This window comes from Pseudomonas sp. 28 E 9, assembly GCF_900004785.1.
Lineage (GTDB): Bacteria > Pseudomonadota > Gammaproteobacteria > Pseudomonadales > Pseudomonadaceae > Aquipseudomonas > Aquipseudomonas orientalis_A.
Map to the genome: position 1 here is coordinate 1 of NZ_CVTK01000027.1, position 1,810 is coordinate 1,810.

Annotated in this window: 1 pseudogene; it reads left to right on the forward strand. The window is 59.6% G+C overall.

Annotated elements, in window-relative coordinates:
- A pseudogene (locus BFQ00_RS05765) lies at positions 1-1,810 on the forward strand (type IV secretion protein Rhs); the annotation flags it as partial.

The following is a 1,810-nucleotide window of genomic DNA, read 5'->3' on the forward strand; positions in this document are numbered from 1 at the left end:
CATCGCGCCAAAGGCCATGAACCCTTCGTTTGGGTGACCGAGCAGAACGTCGTTTCCTACGCCTACGACGACGCCGGACGACTGGTGTCGGCGACCAATGCCGTCGGTGAACGCGAGGTTTATCGGTACGATGAACAGCACGTCATTCTTGAGCGGCAGTTGGCCGGTGGGGCGAGTTTCTTCTGGGCGTGGGAAAGGTCTGGTAAAGCCGCGCGCTGTGTCCGGCACTGGGCCAGTTTTTCGCAGATGGACACGCGGTATGTATGGGGCGATGACGGCAGCGTCAACGTGCACAACGCCGATGGCAGCCAGGAAGTTTACGTGCATGACCAGCGTGCGCGACTGGTACAGCGCATCGATCCCGACGGCGCCCGACATTTCAAATCCTACGACGACAAGGGCCGACTGACCGTCGAGCAGGACCCGCTGGGCGCGGTGACGGCGTATCAGTACGACGCCGCCGGTCGCTTGGTCGCGCTGTTTCCGGGTGAGGATGAGCCGACGTCCTACGAGCATGACAATGGTTTCGTACGGGTCGTGCGGCGTGGTGAGGCGGTCTGGAAATACGAGCGTAATGAGCAAGGCGATGTCATCCGCAGGATTGATCCGGAGGGCAACGCGACCGACTACAGCTACGACAAGCAGGGGCAACTGACCGGGGTTTGGTATCCCGACCACAGTTGTCATCGGTTGGTGTGGAATGAGCGCGGGCAGCTTGTTGAAGAACAGCTGCCCAATGGCGGGATCAAGCGTTATCGCTATGACGATCTGGGCCGGCAGGTTGCGCGGGAGGATGAATACGGCGCGCTGACTCAGTATCAATGGGACGCTGTAGGACGCCTGCTGAAACTGACCCAGCCCGACGGTACCTATCGGGAATTCAGCTACAACCCCTACGGAAAAATCATCGCCGAACGCGATGAACTCGGCCACGTCACCCGCTACGAATACGCCGACGGCCTGCACCTGATCAGCCGCCGCATCAACGCCGACGGTACTCAGGTCAAGTACCGCTACGACAATGCCCGCCTTTTGCTAACTGAAATCGAAAACGAAGTTGGCGAAACCTATCAACTGGACTACCACCCCAACGGCCTGATCCGACAGGAAACCGGCTTCGACGGCCAACGCACCGCCTACGCCTACGACCTCAACGGCAACCTGCTGGAAAAGACAGAACACGGCGACGATGGCAGTCAGCTTGTTACCCGTTACGAGCGCGATCATGCCGGTCGTCTTGTAAGAAAAACCTTGCCCGATGGCAACACGGTCGACTACATCTACGACCGCCAAGGCAACCTCCTCAGCGTCGAAGACGGCCAATGGGCGCTGGCCTACGAGTACGACAAACAAAACCGTCTCACTGCTGAACATCAGGGCTGGGGCACCTTGCGCTATGGCTACGATGCCTGCGGTCAGCTGAAAAATCTGCGCCTGCCGGACAATAACCGCGTCACCTTCAACCACGACAAGGGCGGCCACCTCGCCACCGTCGAACTCAACGGTGACGTGCTCACCTCGCATCTATTCAACGCCGGTCGCGAACACCAACGCCAACAAGGCCAACTGCTCAGCCACTACCACTACGACGACCAAAACCGCCTGCACGCCCACGCCGTTACCCAGCAAGGAAACCACCTTTACCAACGCCAATACGACTACGACAAAGCCGGCAACCTCGCCCGCCTGATCGACACCCGCAAAGGCCAGCATGACTACCGCTACGACCCGCTAAACCGCCTGACCCGCGCCGATCACTCGCAAGACGTACAGGAGCGTTTCGGCCACAACCCCGCCGGCAATTTGCTTA